The sequence below is a fragment of the Muricoccus harenae genome, from assembly GCF_009848505.1.
Lineage (GTDB): Bacteria > Pseudomonadota > Alphaproteobacteria > Acetobacterales > Acetobacteraceae > Roseomonas > Roseomonas harenae.
Map to the genome: position 1 here is coordinate 1 of NZ_WWDL01000015.1, position 18,390 is coordinate 18,390.

The 18,390-nt window shown below is 67.4% G+C and carries 18 protein-coding genes; 12 read left to right on the plus strand and 6 right to left on the minus strand.

Annotated elements, in window-relative coordinates:
• Positions 1–225: 225 nt before the first annotated feature.
• From tnpA to GSE44_RS12310, 4 genes are read left to right on the plus strand one after another with little or no spacing between them, the layout of a single operon-like run.
• Complete coding sequence (tnpA, locus tag GSE44_RS12295) at positions 226–621, plus strand: IS66-like element accessory protein TnpA (protein WP_159349126.1); 396 nt, start codon at positions 226–228, stop codon at positions 619–621.
• Positions 618–965: an IS66 family insertion sequence element accessory protein TnpB gene (gene tnpB / locus GSE44_RS12300; RefSeq protein ID WP_159349127.1), complete on the plus strand. Its 348-nt coding sequence runs from the start codon at positions 618–620 to the stop codon at positions 963–965. The genes tnpA and tnpB overlap by 4 nt, the downstream gene beginning before the upstream one ends.
• A gap of 59 nt (positions 966–1,024) precedes the next feature.
• Positions 1,025–2,608 carry an IS66 family transposase gene (tnpC, locus tag GSE44_RS12305; protein ID WP_159349209.1) on the plus strand — a complete coding sequence of 528 codons (1,584 nt, stop codon included), beginning with the start codon at positions 1,025–1,027 and terminating at the stop codon, positions 2,606–2,608.
• Entirely contained in the window at positions 2,560–2,817 is a 258-nt protein-coding gene (locus GSE44_RS12310; protein WP_235924756.1) for a hypothetical protein, read from the plus strand. Before tnpC ends, GSE44_RS12310 begins: the two co-directional genes overlap by 49 nt.
• Before the next feature lie 436 nt (positions 2,818–3,253).
• On the opposite strand, the gene GSE44_RS12315 is transcribed toward GSE44_RS12310, so the two are convergent.
• Entirely contained in the window at positions 3,254–4,069 is an 816-nt protein-coding gene (locus GSE44_RS12315; protein ID WP_159349211.1) for an NAD-dependent protein deacetylase, read from the minus strand.
• Between the two features lie 132 nt (positions 4,070–4,201).
• Entirely contained in the window at positions 4,202–4,504 is a 303-nt protein-coding gene (locus GSE44_RS12320) for a hypothetical protein (RefSeq protein ID WP_159349128.1), read from the minus strand.
• 411 nt (positions 4,505–4,915) lie between these two features.
• Between GSE44_RS12320 and GSE44_RS12325 the strand changes: the two genes are divergently transcribed.
• A complete protein-coding gene (locus GSE44_RS12325) occupies positions 4,916–5,368 on the plus strand; it encodes a nuclear transport factor 2 family protein (protein WP_159349129.1) in 453 nt (150 codons plus the stop codon).
• 211 nt (positions 5,369–5,579) lie between these two features.
• On the opposite strand, the gene GSE44_RS12330 is transcribed toward GSE44_RS12325, so the two are convergent.
• Both GSE44_RS12330 and GSE44_RS12335 read right to left on the minus strand, forming a co-directional pair.
• The gene (locus tag GSE44_RS12330) at positions 5,580–6,203 is read right to left on the minus strand and encodes a hypothetical protein (protein ID WP_159349130.1); all 624 of its coding nucleotides are present in this window, start codon (positions 6,201–6,203) and stop codon (positions 5,580–5,582) included.
• Between the two features lie 138 nt (positions 6,204–6,341).
• Complete coding sequence (locus GSE44_RS12335) at positions 6,342–6,632, minus strand: hypothetical protein (RefSeq protein ID WP_159349131.1); 291 nt, start codon at positions 6,630–6,632, stop codon at positions 6,342–6,344.
• 506 nt (positions 6,633–7,138) lie between these two features.
• Here GSE44_RS12335 and GSE44_RS12340 point away from each other — a divergent pair.
• The 3 genes from GSE44_RS12340 to GSE44_RS12350 all read left to right on the plus strand — a co-directional run bounded on the left by GSE44_RS12340 (position 7,139) and on the right by GSE44_RS12350 (position 10,274).
• Positions 7,139–7,627, plus strand: a complete 489-nt coding sequence (locus GSE44_RS12340) for a tripartite tricarboxylate transporter TctB family protein (RefSeq protein WP_159349132.1) — start codon at positions 7,139–7,141, stop codon at positions 7,625–7,627.
• 7 nt (positions 7,628–7,634) lie between these two features.
• Positions 7,635–9,152 (plus strand): tripartite tricarboxylate transporter permease, encoded by a 1,518-nt coding sequence (locus tag GSE44_RS12345; RefSeq protein ID WP_159349133.1) that lies wholly within the window; start codon positions 7,635–7,637, stop codon positions 9,150–9,152.
• Between the two features lie 243 nt (positions 9,153–9,395).
• The gene (locus GSE44_RS12350; RefSeq protein WP_235924769.1) at positions 9,396–10,274 is read left to right on the plus strand and encodes a tripartite tricarboxylate transporter substrate binding protein; all 879 of its coding nucleotides are present in this window, start codon (positions 9,396–9,398) and stop codon (positions 10,272–10,274) included.
• A gap of 41 nt (positions 10,275–10,315) precedes the next feature.
• Here GSE44_RS12350 and GSE44_RS12355 read toward each other — a convergent pair whose 3' ends face one another.
• On the minus strand, positions 10,316–10,714 hold the full coding sequence (locus GSE44_RS12355) for a hypothetical protein (RefSeq protein ID WP_159349135.1): 399 nt from the start codon (positions 10,712–10,714) through the stop codon (positions 10,316–10,318).
• A 156-nt stretch (positions 10,715–10,870) separates the two neighbouring features.
• Here GSE44_RS12355 and GSE44_RS26480 point away from each other — a divergent pair, with 156 nt between their 5' ends.
• Positions 10,871–11,191: an ATP-binding protein gene (locus GSE44_RS26480; RefSeq protein WP_408015104.1), complete on the plus strand. Its 321-nt coding sequence runs from the start codon at positions 10,871–10,873 to the stop codon at positions 11,189–11,191.
• On the opposite strand, the gene GSE44_RS25330 is transcribed toward GSE44_RS26480, so the two are convergent.
• Positions 11,166–11,309, minus strand: coding sequence for a hypothetical protein (locus GSE44_RS25330; protein ID WP_201306056.1), 144 nt, complete (start codon positions 11,307–11,309; stop codon positions 11,166–11,168). The genes GSE44_RS26480 and GSE44_RS25330 overlap by 26 nt on opposite strands.
• 351 nt (positions 11,310–11,660) lie before the next feature.
• On the opposite strand from GSE44_RS25330, the gene GSE44_RS12365 reads away from it, so the two are divergent.
• From GSE44_RS12365 to GSE44_RS12375, 3 genes are all read left to right on the plus strand, one after another.
• The gene (locus GSE44_RS12365; RefSeq protein WP_235924771.1) at positions 11,661–11,861 is read left to right on the plus strand and encodes a TolC family protein; all 201 of its coding nucleotides are present in this window, start codon (positions 11,661–11,663) and stop codon (positions 11,859–11,861) included.
• Between the two features lie 121 nt (positions 11,862–11,982).
• Positions 11,983–13,740 (plus strand): ShlB/FhaC/HecB family hemolysin secretion/activation protein, encoded by a 1,758-nt coding sequence (locus GSE44_RS12370; protein ID WP_159349137.1) that lies wholly within the window; start codon positions 11,983–11,985, stop codon positions 13,738–13,740.
• A 17-nt stretch (positions 13,741–13,757) separates the two neighbouring features.
• Complete coding sequence (locus tag GSE44_RS12375) at positions 13,758–18,389, plus strand: beta strand repeat-containing protein (protein WP_159349138.1); 4,632 nt, start codon at positions 13,758–13,760, stop codon at positions 18,387–18,389.
• Position 18,390: the final 1 nt, after the last annotated feature.

Here is an 18,390-nt window from a genome sequence, read left to right on the forward strand (position 1 = left end):
CGTAGCGCAGGTCCGCGTGGTGTCCAGGGCTGGCGATCAGCCGCAGGACCCGGCCTGCACCATCGGCGCAGGCGTGCAGCTTGGAGCAGAGCCCGCCACGACTGCGGCCAAGCGCCTCGGCCGAAGGGTAGCCATCCGGCGTAGGCCGCCTTCCCAGGCGCGTGTGTCCGCTGATCTTACTGACGATCTTAAGTGCGTCGGTAAGAGCAGGTTGGGGACGGCGGGATGGAGATCATCACCGGTGTGGAACGTCGGCGGCGGTGGCGGGCTGAGGAGAAGCTACGGATCCTGGCGGAGATCGACGGCGGCGCGAAGCTGAACGACGTGGCGCGTCGGCATGATGTGAGCCGTCGCCTGATCTGGCAGTGGCGCGAGGCGCAGCGACGGGGGCGGCTGGTCGAGGAGGCGGCGGTGTTCGTGCCGGTGCGGGTGATGGCAGAGGTGCCGGCGCCGGAGCCGATGGAGGTCGCGGCGGCGCCAGTTTCTCCGCCCTGCGGTGAGTGTGCAGCTGAGGCGGACCGGCCCGTTGAGATCGTGCTGCCGGATGGCACAATCCTGCGGGTCGCGGAGGGGGTAAGCCTGCTGGCGCTGAGGCGGCTGATCACGGTGATCCGGGGTTGATCCCCACCCCCTCTGGCATGCGCGTCTGGCTCGCGGTCGGGCACACCGACATGCGGCGCGGCATGAATGGGCTGGCGTTGCAGGTGCAGGAGGCGCTCGGTCGCGACCCGCACGCCGGCGATCTCTATGTTTTTCGTGGGCGCAGAGGTGACCTGGTGAAGATCCTCTGGCACGACGGGATCGGGATGTCCCTTTATGCGAAGAGGTTGGAACACGGGCGGTTCCTGTGGCCGAGTGCGACGGAAGGCGCAGTCTGCATTTCCGCCGCTCAGCTGTCCTACATGCTCGACGGAATAGATTGGCGGAACCCGCGCTACACCCACAGGCCACAGGTCGCGGGGTAGACCACGTGATGACGTTTCTGCTGGCAGCGCGGTGCGTCGTCTGATTCACTTCTCCCGTGATCAGCGCGCCGCAACCAGGAGATGATGTCGAGGCTCTTCGCGCGGCGCTTGCCGCGGAGCGCGAGGCCCGTGTCGCGGCCGAGGCGCGCGCGACGGGTGCGGAGGCGATGATCACGCACCTCAAGCTCGTGATCGCGAAGCTCCGGCACGACAAGTATGGGGCATCGTCCGAGCGCGGGCGCAAGTTGTTGGATCAGCTCGAGCTGGAACTGGGTGAGCTGGTCGCCACGATGGCGGAGGACACGGCGAAGGCGGAGACGGCAGAGGGCAAGGACGGGCCTCGTCCGGAGGCGCCGGTGCGACAGAAGCCCGTTCGCGGCCCGTTGCCCGCGCACCTGCCGCGCGAGCGCGTCGTGGTCCCCTCGCCGTCAGCCTGCCCCTGCTGCGGTGGGGTGCTCTCCAAGCTGGGCGAGGACATCACCGAAACCCTCGAGGTGATCCCTCGCTCGTGGAAGGTGATCCAGACGGTGCGGGAGAGGTTCTCCTGCCGCTCCTGCGAGACGGTCACCCAGCCTCCGGCCCCGTTCCACTCCATTGCCCGCGGCCGGGCGGGGCCGAACCTGCTGGCGATGATCCTGGAGGCCAAGTATGGCCAGCACCTCCCCCTGAACCGCCAGGCCGAAACCTACGCCCGCGAGGGCGTGGAGTTGAGCATCTCCACCATCGCTGACTGGGTGGGCACCTCAGCCGCGGCACTCCTCCCGCTCCACGCCCTCATCGTGGCCCACGTCCGGGCGGCGCAGCGCCTGCACGGGGACGACACGACGGTGCCGCTCCTGGCGAGAGGCAAGACCGTCACCGCCCGGGTATGGACTTACGTCCGCGACGACCGGCCCTTTGCCGGGCCAGACCCACCGGCAGCCGTGTTCTACTTCTCCCGCGATCGGACGGCCGAGCACCCGAAGGCCCACCTCGCCGGGTATGCGGGCATCCTCCAGGCCGACGCCTATGCCGGGTTCGCGGACCTCTATGCCGCTGACCGGCAGCCCGGCCCGATCACGGAGGCGGCCTGTTGGGCCCATTTCCACCGGAAGGCGTTCGAACTCGCCGAGGTCGCCCGCAGCCCTCTCGCCGCCGAGGCGGTCCGGCGCATCGACCGGGTATTCGACGCCGACCGGGAGGTCACCGGCAAGGACACTTCCGAGCGCCTGGCGCACCGCGCAGCCGTCGTCGCCCCACTCGTGACCGACCTCCACGCCTGGATGGTCGAGGATCGCGGCAAGATGTCCCGCCACAACGACCTCGCCAAGGCTCTCGACTACGCCCTCAAGCGCTGGGCAGCGTTCACCCGGTTCCTCGCTGACGGGCGGATCTGCATGACGAATAACGCTGCCGAACGCGCGCTCCGCGGCGTCGCCCTCGGTCGCCGCTCATGGCTCTTTGCCGGAAGCCAGCGTGGCGGCGAGCGGGCCGCGACCATCCTCTCGCTCATCGTGACGGCGAAGCTGAACGACGTGGACCCCCGCGCGTGGCTCGCCGACGTCCTCGCCCGCATCGCCGACCACCCGGCATCCCGCCTCGACGAGCTGCTGCCATGGAACTGGAAGTGCTCGGCCGCCGCGGCCATCGTGAAGGCGGCCTGACGATGGCCGCCATCAGTTTCGTCTACACCATCGCACGTGTTGCCGAGATGCTCGGGGTGGACGAGGAGCGCCTCCACGAGATCTCCCTCGGCCTCGACCCAGAGGACGGCAGGCTCTGGGTCTACGGCCCCGGTGAGGACGCAACCCTCGCGTTCACCCGCGAAGGTGTCGAACTGCTCGAGCAGATCATCGCTGACACCCAGCGCTGAGCCCCTCAACAGCGATCTCCGCGTCCCTCACCGGATGGATACGAAATACACTTCGGCTTGGTTACCGCTTCATCATCGAACGGCCGCGCCCGCCGCGCTTGCCACCAGCTTTGGCGCGGGCTGGCCATCGGCAACTGTGAGGCATCTTGGGATCTTCTGAGGACCACCCATGTGCGGCGTTGGATACATGCCTGTTGCTGGGCAGCTTCAGGGTTAACTGGCATCGGAGCCATCACCCCGACGGCAGACCCGAGGACCAGTTGGAAGTTAGGCTCGGAGCAGGCCGCCTTGGAAAGGTGGCATGTTCCCAGTCTTTCTTGCGCTACTCTGATCGGCCGGTCGCAGAGCCGCCCTCTATCAGTGATGTGCCTGAGTGACCATGCACGAATGAGGGCCGGGTCCAGGCCATGTTCGGCGGTCGCTCCGAGCCGGTCCGCTATGGCTCGAGCAGGAAGGCCAGGGCGTCCGCGCAGGGCTGCTCCACCTTTAGAGCCAGCAGATCGTCGGCACGGGTTCGACCCAGATTCACTGCCGCAATCGGCTTCCCGGCACGGGCGGCTGCCTGCACAAAGCGGAACCCCGAATACACCATCAGCGAGGACCCGACGATCAGCATTGCATCGGCCTGGGCGAGTGCATGGCGAGCTGCGTTCACCCGGTCTCCCGGCACGCTCTCGCCGAAGAAGACCACGTCGGGCTTCAGCAGGCCACCGCAAGCCGGGCATGGCGGAATGCCAAATGTGGAGAAATCCAGCCCCTCAAGGTCGGCATCGCCATCCGGTGCCTTGACGGCTTCGAGCTCCGCCCAACCCGGATTTAGCCGAATCAGTCGCTCCTGTATGGCCTCGCGAGCGATGGTCTGCCCACAGCCCATGCAGCGGACCTCGTTCAAACGCCCATGGAGGTCGATGACACGGGTGCTTCCGGCGGCCTGATGCAGGCGGTCGACGTTCTGGGTGAGCAGGATCTCGCTCTTGCCTAGAACCTCAAGGCGCGCGAGCGCTTGATGCGCCCGGTTCGGTTTCACCTGGCCGAATACCCGCCAGCCGATCAAGCTGCGCGCCCAGTAGCGCTGCCTCGCTGACTGGCTGCCCATAAAGGCCTGGAACGTCATGGGTTGCGCCCGCTTCCACTGGCCGTCGACATCGCGGTAATCGGGAATTCCTGAGTTCGTACTGCAGCCGGCCCCGGTCAGCACGAACAGCCGATTGTGGCGGCCGATGAACTTTTGCAGCTCTGCACATTCGATCATTCGCAAGATTTAGGTCAGGAGGCCACTGGCTGCCATAACCTCTTTGACGACGCCAGCCACGCGAACTTGGAGGTTGCCAGTCTCGCGATTGAGGGGGGTCAGCGGGGACATCCTTGCCATTCAGCGTTCGGGCTAACCGTCCCGTGCAAACTCCTCCACCACGCTAAACCCTCTGGTCGCGACCGCGATGAAGTTGACCCATAAGACCCGGGAGAGTGCTTGCAGGTCCCTGTCCTGTCCGCTGCGCTCCTCCGCTTGGGAATAGGCGGACATCCACTCCCGCATGGCGAAATTATCGCGAACTCTGCCGGTGAGGCCATGCTCCTCGCTCTTGAGCATGATGCGTGCGGCCACGACGCTGCGGCCCCATTTCGCGCGCTGCTCCGGTGTCCTGCGATGCCATTCATCTGAGGCGTAGAAATCGACAGGGATCAATGGCCATCCTCCCATCTGCTGCCTGAGTTCTGAACCGGCACGTTGCTTCGTCCTTCCGGCTGCAGCTTACGACGGCTGCCCGGCTTGTGGTGGGTCACACGCCATCTACACGGGTTTGTGTCAGCGTCCGCCTCCGACGCGTGGATCAGGCGGCGAACCGGACCCAATCAAAGTCCGACCAAGTCACTGAGATGTAGAAAGAACGGGCAGTGGCGTGGGACGCCGACGGCCCTAATTGCGTCAGATCCAGCTGCCCGAAAAAGAAGTTCCCGTCATTCCGATATCAGACGCGGCGGGCGCACCCTCTTTTTGCAGAGCCAATTCTCTGAAACGTTTGCATTTGCAGCAGCCGCCGCATTCCTCCAAACTTTTCGCGCGACGCACGCCGCCAATGAAACCAGGAGGAAACGCATGAATCCGTCTCGCCGACATCTCGCCCTCGCTGCTGGAGGCGGCCTCGCCCTGCTCGCCGTGGCGCCCGCCAAGGCCCAATCCGCCGACGAGAAGGCGGTGGCCGATGCCGTCGAAATGCTCCGGCAGGCCATGATTTCGGCAGACCGGGCGAAGCTGGAGGCCGCAGCCGCGGATGCCCTCACCTACGGCCATTCCTCTGGAAGATTGGAAAATAAGGAGCAGTTCGTCGCCGCCATCGTGGAAGGCCGTAGCGTCTTCCGCAGCATCAATCTCTCCGAGCAGACCATTCACGTCTCGGGCGATGTCGCCGTGGTCCGTCACCTTCTCACAGCCGGTACGTCGGATGGCGCCCGGCCTGCCAATGTGCGGATTGGCGTGCTGCTCGTCTTCCAGAAGCAGGGCGGCGCCTGGAAGCTGCTCGCGCGCCAAGCGGTGCCGCGCCCGGCTTGATCCTGGATAGGCGCGGCTTCATCCCACTAAGGTGAAGCCGCGCCTATCCACATTGGAAAAGCTCCACCGCACCGGTACGATTTCTCACCTGTCCGCGGCGAGCAGCTCCATCAGTGGCCCTGGATCCGGGTTTCCACCCCAAGCGGAGCTGCCGAACCCAGAATAGCGCCTGGCGCGCCGGCGGCCAGCTCCGCCCCTCCCCCCATGCGTCTCAGCTGCTTGTTAGCTTGCTGGGTATCCACGAGTCGTCCTTCCTGGTGAACAACATGTCCAGTTGGGGCACCGGCTTGGTGACCACGGCCTCGACCACGCGCTCGATCAGTGTCTGGGCGGCATGGCAGCGCTCGGCCCACTCACTAAGCTCGTCAGGCCTGGACGGCACCTCGGCCCGGCTGAGGCCTGTCCGGGAGGGTTTGAGCTTGGTCACCGAGAAAACCGCAAGCCCATTCCCAGGTTCTCCGCACCAGCCGACCTCCCAGGTCCCATGCAGTAAGCTGTTCCGCGTCTGCTGGATCGCGTCGAACTCGCCGGCAATCTGGTTCATCACGGATAGGATGTCCTGACCCTGCAGCTTCGGAAAGCCGAACTCCTCGTCGGTCACGATCTGCCCCACCACGGCGCGGAAAACCTGGAACAGCGGCCCCGCCGTCATGACGCTGCTATGGAAGGCAATGTTCACCAGCTTCTCATACCGGCGGTTCGAGGCAAGCATCCCGACTGTCGCGGTGCGAATGAGGTTCACCGTATCCTCGAAAACAGTGACGAAGCGTCCGAGAGCTGCGTATTGTTCGGACATCTCGGGACTGCATACTTGATCGATGGCGCCTTCGCTCATCCGTTCTTTCCTAACGGGCTGCACGTTTTGAGTAGAACTCCTCTCCCGGCGTTTGGTCCCATTCCCAAGCAGAATTCTTCTCGTCACGCGGGTATATCGGAACGGAGACGAAGTACAGCTCCAGATTGGATCGCGCGTTCATTGGTCCCGAAAGGCGATCGCGTTGCGCAGCGCATGGGCGATCTGCTCCATCCGCCGCTCGAAGCCTGCAGCTGCGGCGGCCCGCCCCTGCGCCTCAGCGCCGACGACACCGCGCAGGACCGAACCCTCAAGCTGTGCGGCCATGCCCTCCATGGCACGTAGGGCCGACGCCGAACCGCCGCCCTCGACCGCCGCTCGCAAGACGGCGATCTCGCCAAAGGCAGCCGCAAGTGCCGTCTCCAGGGCGACGATCTCGCCCCGCAGCTCTTCCGCTTCGTCTCCCGGCATCACCTGCCCCCTCAATAAGCAGACCACAAGCAACGCATGAAGCGGAGGCAAGTCGTTGCTCTGCTCCTTCTGGGAGCCGAAATCAGCTCAGCCCCAGCCGGCTGCTCTGCGCGCGGTGGCCGGAACGAAGCCTACGTGGGCCGAATCGGATACAGATCGAGCGCGGGGCGCACGACGAAGCTCGAAATAGAAGCTTGGGAGCACTTCCGCTGCCCGTCCCGGTCGGGATCGACAACGCGGTTCCGGTCCAGATCTCCCACGAGCGCAAGTGGCGCCGCCTGCTGCCGAATCCCGAGCGTCGGCCGAGCCCTCTTGGCCATTTCATCCGGGCAGCCCCGCGGCCGGATGAGGGCCGCGCCCGCCCGGTTCGATCACAGGATTGTAAAGAGTGTTCCGGAGCGCTCCAGCCGATCCTGGGACCGAGCCGTGCGACACGACGCGGCATAACGCGCCCGGCCGGCCTACCTGCGGAGAGACCGAGAGCGCTGGAACCGGAGGGAAGGCCGTTGCTGCTATCGGATCGGGTGACTGGCGTAGGTGTCGCGACGCTCGGAGCCTTCGCCGTGTATGGCGGCTTGCAGCAGCCCGGCGTGCCAGGACAGGACGTGGGACCGAGCGTGTTTCCCACGGTCATCGGCCTGGGCCTGCTGCTATGCGGCGCGCTAGTGGCGCTGGGCGTGGGGCGCGGCTTCGAAGCGCCGGCCGAGGCTGCGGGCGCCGAGGGGCCAAATACGGTGCATCCCTCGCCGCCACGCTTCGGGGAGCTACGCGCCCTTCTGCCACCAGTGCTGCTGGTGTTCTACGTGCTGGCTGTCGACCGCCTCGGCTTCCTCCTCACCGCCGGGCTGATCGCCTTGGCACTGTCACTCGCACTCGGCGCCCGTCCGCGCCTTGCGTTGCCCATCGCGGTCCTGGCGCCGCCCTTCATCCACATCGTCTTCAACGGCTTGCTGCGCGTCCCCTTGCCCGAAGGGCTCCTGGCGGCGCCGTGGTGAGCCCCCGATGAAGGACATTCTCGAGGGCTTCGCCCTGGTTGCGCAGTTCGATGTCCTGCTCGCGATCCTGGCCTCCGCCGTCTACGGCTTGGTTGTCGGCTCGCTGCCCGGCCTGTCTGCCACCATGGCCACCGCGCTGCTGGTACCGGTCACCTTTTACCTGTCACCGATCGCTGCGGTAGCAACAATCATCACCGCCTCCGCCATGGCCATCTTCTCGGGCGATATCCCAGGCTGCCTGCTGCGCATTCCCGGAACGCCCGCGTCAGCCGCCTATACCGACGAAGCCTACGCCATGACGCGCAAGGGGCAGGCCGAGCTGGCCCTGGGCACAGGGCTATGGTTTTCGGCGCTGGGCGGAATCGCGGGAACACTTTCCCTAGTCGTGATGGCGCCGCTGCTGGCTGAGCTCGCGCTGAACTTTTCGTCGTTCGAGTACTTCTGGCTCGCTGCCTTGGGGCTTATGTGCGCGACGCTGGTGGCGCGCTCCTCACCGGTGAAGGCGATTGCCTCGATGCTGGGTGGGCTGCTGGTGTCCTGCGTGGGAATGGAAAACCCGGCCGGAGCACCACGCTTTGTTTTCGGAATCACTGACCTCCTCGGCGGCATCGAGCCACTGCCGGCACTGGTTGGCGTCTTCGCCGTATCTGAGGTGATGCGCGCCATGGCCGCCGCCGAGCCGCCGCCACTGCCACGCCGCCGCTTCGGGCCGATCATGGCCGGCCAATGGGAACTGACCAAGCGCTATCAAAAGCCGATGTGGCGCGGCAACGTCGTGGGCATCATCATTGGTGTGCTGCCCGGGGCGGGCGCCGATATGGCGGCCTGGGTATCCTATGCCATGTCCAAGCGCTTCTCGAAGGAGCCGGAGAAGTTCGGTACCGGCCATCCAGAGGGGCTGGTGGAGGCGGGGGCGAGCAATAACGCCAGCCTCGCCAGCGGTTGGGTACCTTCGCTTCTCTTCGGTGTTCCCGGGGACACGATCACTGCCATCGCCATTGGCGTGCTCTACATGAAGGGCCTAAATCCCGGGCCGACGCTTTTTACTGAGCGCGCTTCAAGCATGTATGCGCTCTACATCATCTTCGCTTTGGCCAACATCATCATGATCCCGCTGGGCATCGTGATGATTCGCCTCGCCGCCGGCGTGCTGCGTGCACCACGCGCGGCGGTCATGCCCGTCGTGCTGCTGCTCTGCGCAATTGGCAGCTACGCCACCGGCAACAACCTGTTCTCCGTACTGTTGGTAGCGGGCTTTGGGGTGCTGGGTTACGGCATGGAACGCTGCGGCTATCCGGTGGCCGCCCTGGTGCTCGGGATCGTCATGGGCTCGATGTTCGAGCAGACATTTGTCACATCACTCATTAAATCCGACGGAAGCATCCTGCCCTTCTTCGAGCGGCCGGTATCAGCCGTGTTGGCGGCGATTACGCTCGGCGCTCTGCTGTGGCCACTAGGGGTTTGGGCGTGGCGGCGGTTTGCACGCTCCAGTGGGAGCCGGAAGGCTCGACAGCTAGTGGGATAACTCAGCAACGAGCCGAAGCCTGCGCCCCGCCATCGCGGCGCTTGCAGTTCGGGGGATGCGGCCGTTACCCTGACTTTCAAGTAAGCCAAGCAGGGCCGCCAAAGGCCCCGTCCAGGGAAGGGAGCATAGATGGCTCACTCGACGCGCCGTGGCCTCGCAGGCCTTGCGACCGCCGCACTCGCCCACTCGGCAACTCTGCGGCAAGCCCAGGCCCAGGCACGCTATCCTAGCCGCCCATTGCAGATGATCGTGCCATGGGGCGCCGGCGGCGGCACTGACGCGACCGCGCGCATTGTCGCTGCCCTGCTGGAGAAGGAGCTGAAGCAGCCGGTGAACGTGGTCAACCGTACCGGTGGTTCGGGCGTGGTCGGCCATGCAGCAATCGCGAGTGCCCAGCCGGACGGCTACACGATCGGCATCATCACGGTCGAGATCGCGATGATGCATTGGCAGGGTCTCACCGAGCTGACCTACGCCAACTACACGCCGCTGGGGCTGGTGAACCGTGACGCGCCGGGCATACAGGTCAGCAGTGCCTCCCCCTACAAGGACATCACCGCGCTGGCCGAGGCTATCAAGGCAAGCCCGCCTGGCCGGCTCAAGGCGTCAGGAACCGGCCAGGGCGGCATCTGGCACCTGGCCCTTGTGGGCTGGCTGCAGGCCATGGGTCTGAAGCCTGACCACGTGCGCTGGGTTCCCTCCAACGGCGCGGCGCCGGGGATGCAGGACCTCGTCGCCGGCGGCGTGGATATCGTGCCTTGTTCCATTCCAGAGGCGCGGGCGATGATCGACGCAGGCCGGGCACGCAGCCTTGCCATTATGGCTCCGGCGCGAGACCCGCAATTTCCCGATATTCCCACACTGAAGGAGACCATCGGTGTTGACTACAGCACGGCGGTTTGGCGTGGCATTGGCGCGCCGCTGCGCCTGCCGGCGGAGCAGGCGGCGACCCTGACAGCGGCACTCAAGCGCGTCTACGAGTCCGCCGAGTACAAGGACTTCATGCGCTCTCGTGGCTTCGGAATGGACTGGGCCGACGGCGCTGGCTTCAGGTCCGTAATGGCCGAGACCGATAAGGCGATGGGGGAAGCAATGCGCGCGGCGGGACTCGCAAAAACCTGAGCCCTGGTTGTGCGGGGCGGAGTCAGCACCCCAGCCGGGTCTCAGCCGAGCGAGGTACCCCGGAACAGGTAGTCGCAACGGCCGTTGTTTGCGCCGTCCAGCGCCAGCTCCGGGGCGTCAGGCGGCCCGGCCACGGTCTGGCGCAGCACGCTTTCCCGGGTCACCACGAAGCCCGGCTCTTGGAGCAGCAGGCGGAAGCGCCTCTCCCCGATCGGGTCAAGCACCGTTCCGACCAATGGCGCGCAGACGGCTTCGCCACCCCGGGTGAGCTCCGCGCGAAGGGCATAGGGCACCGGCGGTGCGCCGGGGATGCCGACGATGAGCGTAGCCGCTGGCGTGGTCGGCGCACGCACCGGCACCTCTGCCATCGGCGCAGGCGGCATGTCTGGCGAACAGGCGGCCAGCCCGACTAAGGCGAATGCGGGGACCAGGCTGCGCATCGTGTCCGTTCCTTCTTCGATCCTCCCGGCAACGCGCTAACCGGTGCGCGGCTTCAGCCCGTTGGCTGGGTTCCGCTGGCAGGTTCCGCCTCAAGCCAGTATCCGAGGCCGCGCACGGTCTGATTCAGCACTCCCGCCCCAGCTTGTCCCAGCCGGGTGCGCAGGCGGTGGTGGGTCGCCGACCATGGGCGCGGCGTGCCGGAGACCGAGCGGAAGAATGCCTTTCGCCGCCACCGGCAGGCGCGGGATGTGCATCGTCGTGGGCATGGCCTGGGCCTGTCGACCGCCGAGCGGATCGAGCACGCCCATGGCGGCGTGGCAGATGTGGGAGCGGCGCCGTGGGGCGGCGGCGCCTTCTCGCTGCACCTGCCATGGCCCCGGCACTGGTGGGCGCCGCGCAGCCGTCCGGGGCCACGGAGTAGTCCGGCGCCCCAGGGCGTTCCCGCCCGGATCAGTCCTGTGCCGCACGATCTATGAACAGAGCACCGCCAATGACCGCGCGCGAGCCGGCGCCCAGTCCATCCGTCACCTGCACCATGCCGTCGGACTGCATCCCGGTGCGAACGGCGCGCGTGACGAAGCGGTCGTCGCCCAACGCCTCCCGGAGCGAGGTGGCGGCGCCGCGGTGGATGAGAGCGCCGGCAGGCAGCGCGGCGGACTCGCTTGCCTCCTCGGCCGCGGCACGGACGGTCAGGCGGCGCGAGACCGGGTCAGGTGCGTTCGCCCCTTTTCGATGCGGGCGTCGAACTGGCGGCCTGGCAGCACGTCCACGTTCACCTGCAGGCTTGGCCGGGGCGGCCCAGCGACGCATCCGTCCCCCGCACCCTGGCCACCAGCCACATCTGAGACAGGTCGGCGAAAGTGTAGATAGGGTCCGCGCCGCCAGCGTTGAGCCACCGGCTCGGCCCCCTATGTCCAGGCCCGCTCCCTGCTGGACCTGACGGCTCTGCGCAGGGCGGAGGAGGCCTATCACTCGACCGAGGCCGCCAATCTTGCCGGCATGCGGACCCTGCTCGACACGCTCGATGCGCTGCGGACGCTGGACGCGACCCGCGTGGCCGCCAACGCAGCGCGAGCAGTCTTTTTCGCCGCTTTGGCCGGCTTGGAGCAGGCCAGCGGGGTGGAGGGCATCGGACCTAAACTCTAGGCGGCTCCAAAACCACACTTTCTCGGCTTCCGGCAGCGGAAGGCGTAATTTCGCTCACGATCCGTCGACAGGATGTTGCGGAGAGTTAAGCTAACCCTAACGGCGAGTGGGGTTTCGGATCATGGGGGAACGATCGGGCGGAATATCGGGTCCATCGGCTTTCCACCCGTTCTGGATTGTCGCGGCGCTGCTCCTGACCCCTGCCCCTTTGCTCGCCCAGCCGCTTCCGAGCGCCGTCGTGCCGCCGGGCGGAACGCCCATCCCGCAACTGGCCCCAGTGCGCCCGCCGGCCGTTGGGCCTGGAACGCGCACCGGCCCGGAAGCCCCGAACCCCGTTCCGGCCGATGCTGGCAGCGTTCCCATCCGTGCCGTGGCCTTCGAGGGCGCGACCGCCTTCTCCGATGAGCGGCTGAGCGCCACCACCGGCCCCCTCACCGGCCCTGCCGTGCCGGTCGCCGCGCTAGAGACGGCCCGCGCCGCCATCGTCTCCCTCTACCGCGAAGCGGGTTACCCATTCGTCACTGCCGATGCGGTCGTCGGATCCGATGGTGTTCTGCGTTATCGCGTCACGGAAGGTCATGTTACCGAGGTGCGGCTGGAGGGGGATATCGGCCCCGCCGGCACCCAGGTGCTTCGTTTCCTCAACCGGCTGGTGGGAACGCGGCCGCTGGACATCGCCACCATGGAGCGGCAGCTCCTGCTGGCGCAGGACATGCCGGGCGTCTCCATCCGCACGGTGCTCCGGCCGGCGGGTACCGAGCCCGGCGCGCTCTCCCTCGTGGCCCAGGTGTCGCGCCGCGCCGTCACCGGCTTTGCGACGGCCGACAACCGCGGCTCCCGCTTCACCGGGCCGGAGCAGGCCTTGGGTGCCGTGCAGTTCAACAGCTTCACCGAGCTCGGCGAGCGCACGGAGCTGGCACTGTTCTACGCCAGCGGCAACACGCAGCTCTTCGGCCAGGTGTCCTCCGAAGCCTATATCGGCGGCTCGGGCCTGCGCGTGCGGCTCTATGCCGGGCGCGGCCGGGCGCGGCCCTCGGGCGTGCTGAACGCCCTCGGTTATGAGGGCGAGACGACGGTCGGCGGCATCGCCGTCACCTATCCGCTGATCCGCAGCCGCTCGCAGACCCTCAACCTGGTCGGCGCCTTCGACGCGATCGAAAGCGAGATCAGCATCGACGACGCCGCTGGCCGAAGCACGCGCTTCAGCCGCGATTCCCTGCGGATCATCCGCCTCGGGGCGGATTGGGCGGTGTTCGACCTGCTCGCCGGTGAGACACGACCGGCGAGCAACCTGCTCTCCGTCCGCCTCTCCCAGGGCATCGACTGGTTGGGCGCGGAAGCAGGAGATGGCCCGGACGCCTCCCGCGCCGGGGCGCGCAGCGACTTGACCAAGATCGGCATGGAGGCGACGCGCACGCAGTCGCTCCTCTCCTTCGGTCCCCAGACCGTAGTTTCGCTCCAGGGCACCCTGGCCGGACAATGGACGAACGACGTGCTGCCGCCTTCCGAGAAGTTCTATCTCGGCGGCGCGCGGCTCGGCCGCGGCTTCTACACGGGAGAGGTGACGGGCGACCGTGCCATCGCCGTCTCGGCCGAACTGCAGCTCTCCACCACGGTCGAGACCGAGGCCTTTGGCTTCGCGCTGCGCCTCGACCCGACCTATTACGCCTTCTACGATTACGGCCGGACCTTCGAGAAACTCGACTCCGACCCGGACCGCCATCTCTCCTCCCTCGGGATCGGCGTGCGGATGGCGATCAACCAGCGGGTGGAAGCGCAGCTCGAGGGCGTGCGGCGCCTCACCCGGCGCCCCGGCGGTGCAAATCTGCCGGAGCAGAAGGAGGATGCGCTCTTCTGGCGCGTCCTCGTGCGGTTCTAGACAGGAGGTCCGGGCGCATGATCGGCACTTCGCAATTCCGCGCCGCGCTGCTCTGCGGCACCGCGCTCGTCCTGCCCATGGCGGCCGCAGCGCAGGCCCCGGGCGCGCGGCCGCAAGGCGGGCAGGTCGTGGCCGGCGGCGCCACCATCGCCCAGGACGCCGCACGCACCCAGGTGACCCAGTCCACCGACCGCGCGGCGATCGACTGGCGCTCCTTCGACATCGGGCGCGACCACAGCGTCCAGTTTCAGCAGCCCTCCGCCTCCTCCGTCACGCTCAACCGCGTGACGGGACCAGATCCCTCGCAGATCGCGGGCCGGATCACGGCAAATGGACAAGTTGCGATCGTCAACCAGTCCGGCGTGGTCTTTCACCAGGGCGCGCAGGTGGATGTGGCGGGGCTGGTCGTCTCCTCCGCCAACATCACGAACCAGGCCTTCATGCGCGGCGGCCGGATGGAGTTCAACCAGCCCGGCCGCCCGGATGCGCGCATCGAGAACAACGGCAGCATCACGGTGCGCGAGGCCGGGCTGGCGGCACTCGTCGCGCCTCAGGTGGCCAACCACGGCACCATCGCCGCCCGCATGGGCCGCGTGGCCCTGGCCGGCGCCGAGACCTCCACGATCGACCTGCATGGCGACGGGCTCCTTTCGCTGGAGGTCACCTCCCCCGTGCGGCAACGCCCCGCGAATGGAGAGGCGCTGGTCAGCAATACCGGCACCATCACCGCACAGGGCGGCACGGTGCTGCTTACCGCCTCTGCCGTGGACGGCATCGTGCAGGACCTGGTGCGTGCGGGCGGCGCCGTTTCCGCTGACACGGATGCCGCCGGACGCACCGGCCGCGTAGTAGTGAGCGGCACTGGCGGCGCCGTGCGCATCGAAGGCCGCGTTTCCGCCACGGGCACCGCCGCGAATACACGCGGTGGCTCGGTGGAGGTGGTGGGCGACCGGAGCTGGGTGGCTCCGGGCGCACAGGTGGACGCCTCGGGCAGCGCGGGGGGCGGCCGGATCAACATCGGCACCAATGGGCGCGGCGCCGCCGCGACGCGGCTTGCGCGGCGGACCGGGATCGCCCAGGGCGCCACGGTGCGCGCGGATGCGACCACGCAAGGCAGCGGCGGCACGGTCATCGTGAACTCGGCCGATTACACGGCGCATGGCGGCGAGATCTCCGCCCGGGGTGGTCCAGGGGGTGGCGATGGCGGCTTCGTGGAAGTCTCCGGCCAGAAGGGCCTTGACATCACGGGCCGGGTGAATGTCAGTGCCGGCCTCGGCGGGCTGATGGGCACCTTCCTGATCGACCCAACCAACCTCACCATCGTCGCGGACGCCGATTCGCGCGTGAATGTCAGCTCCGCCACTTATTCGGATGGCGTGCTCTCTGCCGCCGAGCCGCCGACTGGCGATGCCTTCCTTGGAGCCGGATCCGTCGGTGCCTTCGTCGGCAACCTTCAGTTGGAGGCCTCAAACAACCTCACGGTTGAAGCCGGCATCGACAAGCAGCCTGGCGACCTGGCGCTCGTCGCCGGCGGCACGCTCACGGTCACGCCGTCCGGCTCCATCCGGCTGCGCGCCGGCAATCTGGGCCTGACAGCGTCGAATTTCGTGCTGAACGGCAATGTCGAGGTCCCAATCACAGGCGGCGTGATCACCCTCACGGCTGCTGCAGGGGGCGCGTCTGTCACCCAGGCAGCCGGCGCCGCCATGATCGGTGGCGAGCTCACCCAATCCAACCCCGGCTTCTTCTCCAATGTGAATTTCGGCTCCGGCAATAACCAGCTCGTCAGCATCAACGGGCTGAGCGGCGGGTTGATTGGCGGGGGCAGCCTGACGCTCCGCAACATCGTCCCCCTCACCGTCAACGGGACCACGCTGGCCGAGGGAGCTCTGCGCATTGACGTGTTGGGCGGCGACCTGTCGCTCAACGGCAACATGCTCGCGACGGGCGGGCCCATTGTCCTCCGTTCCTCCGGCAACATGACGCAAGCCGCCGGGACGACGATCCAGGGCCCTACCCTCTTCCTCCAGGCTGGAACGGATTTCGCGTTGGACGTCGTAAACCCCGCCTCATCTTCCGGCCTGACCCTGGCCGGCATCCTGCTCAGCGGCCCAACGACAAGCTACAGCAGCCCCACCAGCCCGATCTCCCTGAGCGCCGGCCTCGGCGGCATCACGCAGTCCGGCGGGCGGCTGGAGGCGACGACGCTCGACGTCAACACACCCGGAAGTGCCTCCCTCTCCAGCACTGCCAACAGCGTCAGCACACTTGCCAACTCCTCTGCGGGCGGGGACCTCACCCTCGTTACGCAGAGTGGCGCCAGCTTCGACCTGTCGCTGGACGGCGAGATCCGCAGCGGCGGCACGCTCAGCCTCCTCCAGCAGAACGGCAACATCATCCAGCTTCCAGGCTCAGTCCTGGTCGCGCCACGCCTGGACGTGCGGGCCGATACCGGCGGCATCACCCTCGGCGGAGACAACCGGATCGGCGACATCCAGCGGCTGCAGGCGGAGTCGCCACTCACCTTCCGAAACATCGGCGCAACGATGATTTCGGGCACCGTGAGCGCCGGCAATACTGCCGCCACGCTGGATATTGTGGGCGATCTCGACGTCACGGGCAGCATCCTCGTCCACGCGGGCGCCACGTTGCGCGCGACCGGCAACATCAACCTCGCCGCCGGCAGCGTGCTGCAGAACACCTTCTCCTTTTCGCAGCTGTCGCTGCTGGCCGGCTACGATGCCAACCTGGGCGGAGTGAATCCGGCCTCCAGCGCGGGGATCACCACCGCAGGCCACATCGGCAATGAGGCCGCCCGCGCCCCTCTCGTCCTCGCTGCGGGAACCGGCGGCATCCGGCAGACCGGTGGTCAGATCGTTGCCAGCACACTCGCCGTCACCTCGGCGGGAGACGCGCTGCTGGACGGGGCCAGCCCGACCACGCCGAACAGCGTGAACACGCTGCGGCACTCCTCGGCTGCGGGCAGCTTCATCCTCGACAACGGGAACAGCGACCTCTTCATCGACTCCCCCGATTTCAGCACCGCGCTGGTGGGTGGGCACGAGATCACCGCCCGGATCTTCGGCATTCGCACGGCCGGCGACCTCTCCCTCGACGCCGGCGCGGATATCCTGGCGACGGAGCGCGCCTCCTTCCGTGTCGGGCGCATCGTCCTCTCGACCGGCACGTCGAGCTTACCGCTGGCCCCCGGCAGCATCACCGCACCGCTGGTGGAATACGCGCCCTATAACCTGCAATCAATGAGCGTGAACCTGACGGGCGCAGACGACTTCACGGTCCACCCCACCCTGTTGGCCCAGACAACCGCCGACACACTGCGTCTCGGCGCTACCACCTTCCGCGACGGCACCACCACCACCGCCACGGATATCGGCTTCTATCATTCCTACAGCTTCGGCCATCTCGACCTGCGGGCACTGGGCAACATCACCCAGGATCCGGATGCGACGCTCAATGCAACGCAGCTGCAAGGCGCCGCGGGCGGCTCGGTCATGCTCACCAGTGCGGGCAATACGGTTTCCGCCCTGAGCGACTTCTCCGCCGGCGGGAGTTTCGACCTGGCCACCGACGGCGACCTCGTCCTGCGCGGGTCCATTCAGGCGCCCTCCGTCATCCTCTCCACGACGGGCAACCTGACGGAGGAGGGAGCGGGGCGGATCGGCGACGGTTTCCTGACCCTCCAGACCGGCGGCAGCGCCATCCTTGGCGGCGCCAACAGCATCACCGGCCTCGGCCCCTCTACCGTTGGTGGCGACCTGCGACTGAACAATACCAGCGCATTGCTGGAAGTGCCGGTCGGCCATCTGATCAACGCGGGCGGCGTGCTCGAAATTCTGCAATCCGGCGACCTGACGGTGGATGGCACCGTCACTGGTGCCACGACCCATCTTTCGAGCCCGACCGGCACGATCCGGGTAAACGGCAATTCCGCCATCGCCCGGCACGGCGATCTCGCGATCGAGTCGAATGTCTTCGCCCTGGCAGGGCTGCTCCAGGCCGCTGGGGAAATTCGCATCCATGCGGGCACGCTGGCGAGCCTTGCGGGACGGACCGTCGCGCCGTCCCTGCGAGTTGCCGCTCCCACCATCCGCTTCAGCGGGCTGGATGCGAGCAGCGCCTCGGTGCAACTGGACCTGGGCAATACGGGCCAGGCCAATGGCAGCCTGGATGCCGGCGGGCTGCTCGTCGTCGGTGGCGTCCGCACTGGGCTCAGCGGCACCATCGCGGGCATCACCGGCGGACCGGCCGCGGCGGCCGGGCAGCGCGCCACGGCTGGCGGTCTGCCGCTGCAGGAGCCGCTGCCATCCGCCTCCCAGTTCCTTTTCAATGACTGCCCGATTGGCGCCGCCTCCTGCGCGCCGCCCGCCGTTCCGCCGCTCACCACGCCACCGGCCGCGGTGCCGCCAGTCCCCTCGCCGGAACCCATGCCGGTGACGCTGGAGATTCCGGTCCGCGCGACCGTGGCCGACAACCCGCTCGCGGTTGTCTCCGCGTTGGATCCGGCCGCGAGCGTCGTGGCCGTGGAGCGCCTGCGGCCGCCGGTGCCGAACATCGCGGTCAGCATTGGCCGCGACCGCTCTGAAGAGGAAAGTCTCGCGCCACCGAGCATCCGGCGGGAGGATTACTGAC

What these genes read in the sequence shown, in the direction of transcription:
- GSE44_RS12370 (WP_159349137.1), top strand. Translation starts at nt 11,983, where the DNA reads ATGGGGGAACGATCGGGCGGAATATCGGGTCCATCGGCTTTCCACCCG.
- GSE44_RS12310 (WP_235924756.1), top strand. Translation starts at nt 2,560, where the DNA reads ATGGAACTGGAAGTGCTCGGCCGCCGCGGCCATCGTGAAGGCGGCCTG.
- GSE44_RS12335 (WP_159349131.1), bottom strand. Translation starts at nt 6,632, where the DNA reads ATGCCGGGAGACGAAGCGGAAGAGCTGCGGGGCGAGATCGTCGCCCTG.
- GSE44_RS12350 (WP_235924769.1), top strand. Translation starts at nt 9,396, where the DNA reads ATGATCGTGCCATGGGGCGCCGGCGGCGGCACTGACGCGACCGCGCGC.
- tnpA (WP_159349126.1), top strand. Translation starts at nt 226, where the DNA reads ATGGAGATCATCACCGGTGTGGAACGTCGGCGGCGGTGGCGGGCTGAG.
- GSE44_RS12315 (WP_159349211.1), bottom strand. Translation starts at nt 4,069, where the DNA reads ATGATCGAATGTGCAGAGCTGCAAAAGTTCATCGGCCGCCACAATCGG.
- GSE44_RS12355 (WP_159349135.1), bottom strand. Translation starts at nt 10,714, where the DNA reads ATGCGCAGCCTGGTCCCCGCATTCGCCTTAGTCGGGCTGGCCGCCTGT.
- GSE44_RS12330 (WP_159349130.1), bottom strand. Translation starts at nt 6,203, where the DNA reads ATGAGCGAAGGCGCCATCGATCAAGTATGCAGTCCCGAGATGTCCGAA.
- GSE44_RS12345 (WP_159349133.1), top strand. Translation starts at nt 7,635, where the DNA reads ATGAAGGACATTCTCGAGGGCTTCGCCCTGGTTGCGCAGTTCGATGTC.
- GSE44_RS12375 (WP_159349138.1), top strand. Translation starts at nt 13,758, where the DNA reads ATGATCGGCACTTCGCAATTCCGCGCCGCGCTGCTCTGCGGCACCGCG.
- GSE44_RS12325 (WP_159349129.1), top strand. Translation starts at nt 4,916, where the DNA reads ATGAATCCGTCTCGCCGACATCTCGCCCTCGCTGCTGGAGGCGGCCTC.